A 2,789-nucleotide genomic window follows, 5' to 3' on the forward strand; every position below is an offset into this window, starting at 1 on the left:
ACATCCGCCGCGCGGTGGTGAAGCAGCTCCGCACCGAGCAGGCGCTCCAGGCGGTGTTCGACCGAGCGAATGACCGCGGACGCCGACTCGGCTACGCATCCGAGCAGCAGGTGTATGACGCCATCGACGCCTGACCCGGCCTGGGTCGTCGTCGACTCGAATGTGTGGATCTCCGCGCTCGTCTTCGGCGGGGCACCGCGGCAGGTGTTCGAGACGGTCGTGCGGGATGCGCTGCGTCTCGTGGTGAGCGCCGAGATCCTCACCGAGATCCGCCGTGTGGTGGCGGGGAAGTTCCCCGACTTCGTTGATGACATCGAGACGCTGCTCGGCGTGCTCCACGACTACCTCGACACCATTCCGCTCGGCGCGATCACGATAGCGGCGTCTCGCGACCCCGACGACAATCGCGTGCTCGAGACCGCAATTCTCGGAGGAGCCGCGGCGATCGTCACGGGCGACAAGGATCTGCTTGTTCTCGGCACCTACGACGGCGTGACGATCACCACCCCGCAGGATTGGCTCGAACGCATCGGCGCCACCCGCCCCGCGTAACGTGGGCGCATGCGCGATCCCATCACCGCGAAGCAGTTCCACGACGCCGACGGCATCGACGATTGGCGCGTCGTCTCCGGCGGAGCGTCGGCCGTCTACCGGGTCTCCTCATTCTCGGAAGGTGTGGGCTTCGCCGTCCTGATCGCGTCGATCGCCGACGAGCTGGACCATCATCCCGACGTCGATCTCCGCGCCCGTAGCGTGACGATCCGCACCTCGACGCACTCCGCGAAGTCGCTCACCGAGATGGATGTCGCGCTCGCCCAGCGCATCCAGCTCGCCGCCCGCGACCTCGAGCTCGTCGCCGACCCGTCGGCCGTGCAGACGATCATGATCGCGATCGACACCGTCACCCCCGACGCCGTCATGCCGTTCTGGAAGGCCGCCCTCGGCTACACCTCACGCCGCGTGAACGAGTTCGTCGACCCGAAGCGCCGCGGGCCGCTCGTCTGGTTCAACGGCATCGAGTCGTTCACCCCCGGCCGAAACCGACTGCATGTGGATGTCTCCGTCCCGCACGACCTCGCAGAGGCACGGGTCGCAGCGGCCCTCGAGGCAGGCGGCCGGCTGCTCGGCGACACGTACGCCCCTGCGTGGTGGTCGCTCATCGACGCCGAAGGGAACGTCGTCGACATCGCGACCTGGCGCGGGCGCGGCGACGACTAGCTAGACGGCGCGAATGCGGTTGTTGCGGGCGTTGTGTTCCAGCTCCACGAGTCCGAGGGCTTCGAGCAAGGGCGGGAGGTAGACGCCGAAGCGACCGCGCAGGCCCTTCTTCTGGCCGTACCAGCCGCCGACAGGGTTCTCGGGGGAGCGGCCCCAGGCTTCGACGGTGCCGGGGGCGGCATCCTTCTGCTCGTCGGCCCCGCCGAGCGGCATCCAGTCGCCGTGGGTGACGAGCATCGCGTGCAGGTCGTCGATCGCGCGGGCGAGGTAGGTCAGCCGTGTGCCGCCCACCTGGCAGATGAGCAGCGGCGGGTCGGCGGCGTCGTCGCGGTGGATCGTGTACTCCGAGGAGAGCGGCGGTGTCTTCAGGCGCCAGGGGTCGTCGGCGGTGCCGGATCCCGACCAGTGCTCGGCCATCCTGCATCCTTCCGTCGGGTGGGGTACGACGCTACACCCGCGGCGCGGGCACTCAACCCGCGAAGATAGGGGGATGGCACCCGCACTCGCACCGTCGCGCAGCCCGATCGGGTATGCGGCGATGCTCGAGCAGTTCCACCCCACCGAGATCCTCGGGCTGGCGGCCACTGCCGAAGCGAACGGGTTCGACGGGGTGATGGCGGCCGACCACTTCCAGCCGTGGACTCCGCGGCAGGGTGAGGCGTCCTTCGTCTGGAATGTGCTGAGCGCCCTCGGCCAGACGACCGACGGTGATCTCGGCACCGGTGTGACGGCGCCCACGTTCCGCTTCCACCCCGCAGTCGTCGCGCAAGCGTCGGCGACTCTCGCGGCGATGTATCCGGGGCGGCACTGGCTCGGTCTCGGCAGCGGCGAAGCCCTCAACGAACACGTCGTGGGGCAGTACTGGCCGGATGCGCCGGAACGCATCGACCGGATGTTCGAGGCGATCGACATCATCCGCAAACTGTTCGTCAGCGGGGTGACCGGCAAGGACGTGCGCCACGAAGGCCGGTACTACCGCCTCGAATCGACCCGGCTGTGGACCGCCCCGGCGACCCCGCCGCCGATCTTTGTCGCGGCATCCGGGCCCATCACCGCCAAGCGCGCAGGCCGCGTCGCCGACGGGATCATCACCGAGACGGCGCCGCACGACAAGATCGCGACCCTCTTCCAGCGCTTCGATGAGGGGGCGAAGGAGGCCGGACGCAAGGGCGGGCAGCGCATCATGCGCGTTCACGTGAGCTGGGCGCCCACCGACGAGGAGGCGCTCCGCAACGCCCTCGAGGAGTGGCCGAATCTCGGGCTGCGGTTCCCGAAGGCCGACATCCGCTCGCCGTACGAGATCGAGCAGATGGCCCGGATGGTGACCCCCGAACACTTCGAGGGGCGGCTGCACATCTCCGCCGACCCCGATACTCACCGTGCCTACCTGCAGGGATTCCTCGACCTCGGCGTCGACCGCATCTACCTGCACAACGTCGGCCGCAACCAGCGGGAGTTCCTCGAAGTCTTCGGTCGCGACGTGTTGCCGGGGTTGAACCCGTGACGGCCATCGAACTCTGGGCGGTCCAGGGGGTGCCTGAGGTCCGGCCGGGCGACGACCTCGCGGCGTT

Annotated in this window: 4 protein-coding genes; 3 read left to right on the top strand and 1 reads right to left on the bottom strand. The window is 68.9% G+C overall.

What is annotated here, in order from left to right:
- Positions 1 to 114 precede the first annotated feature (114 nt).
- The gene (locus RMO30_RS07440; protein WP_309711445.1) at positions 115 to 552 is read left to right on the top strand and encodes a putative toxin-antitoxin system toxin component, PIN family; all 438 of its coding nucleotides are present in this window, start codon (positions 115 to 117) and stop codon (positions 550 to 552) included.
- A gap of 9 nt (positions 553 to 561) precedes the next feature.
- Positions 562 to 1,218: a VOC family protein gene (locus RMO30_RS07445; RefSeq protein WP_309711446.1), complete on the top strand. Its 657-nt coding sequence runs from the start codon at positions 562 to 564 to the stop codon at positions 1,216 to 1,218.
- Here RMO30_RS07445 and RMO30_RS07450 read toward each other — a convergent pair whose 3' ends face one another.
- Positions 1,219 to 1,635, bottom strand: coding sequence for a DUF6855 family protein (locus tag RMO30_RS07450; RefSeq protein ID WP_309711447.1), 417 nt, complete (start codon positions 1,633 to 1,635; stop codon positions 1,219 to 1,221).
- 73 nt (positions 1,636 to 1,708) lie between these two features.
- On the opposite strand from RMO30_RS07450, the gene RMO30_RS07455 reads away from it, so the two are divergent.
- On the top strand, positions 1,709 to 2,722 hold the full coding sequence (locus RMO30_RS07455) for a TIGR03557 family F420-dependent LLM class oxidoreductase (protein ID WP_309711448.1): 1,014 nt from the start codon (positions 1,709 to 1,711) through the stop codon (positions 2,720 to 2,722).
- Positions 2,723 to 2,789: the final 67 nt, after the last annotated feature.

Source organism: Pseudolysinimonas sp. (assembly GCF_031389465.1).
GTDB lineage: Bacteria > Actinomycetota > Actinomycetes > Actinomycetales > Microbacteriaceae > Pseudolysinimonas_A.

What these genes read in the sequence shown, in the direction of transcription:
- RMO30_RS07440 (WP_309711445.1), top strand. Translation starts at nt 115, where the DNA reads ATGACGCCATCGACGCCTGACCCGGCCTGGGTCGTCGTCGACTCGAAT.
- RMO30_RS07450 (WP_309711447.1), bottom strand. Translation starts at nt 1,635, where the DNA reads ATGGCCGAGCACTGGTCGGGATCCGGCACCGCCGACGACCCCTGGCGC.
- RMO30_RS07455 (WP_309711448.1), top strand. Translation starts at nt 1,709, where the DNA reads ATGGCACCCGCACTCGCACCGTCGCGCAGCCCGATCGGGTATGCGGCG.
- RMO30_RS07445 (WP_309711446.1), top strand. Translation starts at nt 562, where the DNA reads ATGCGCGATCCCATCACCGCGAAGCAGTTCCACGACGCCGACGGCATC.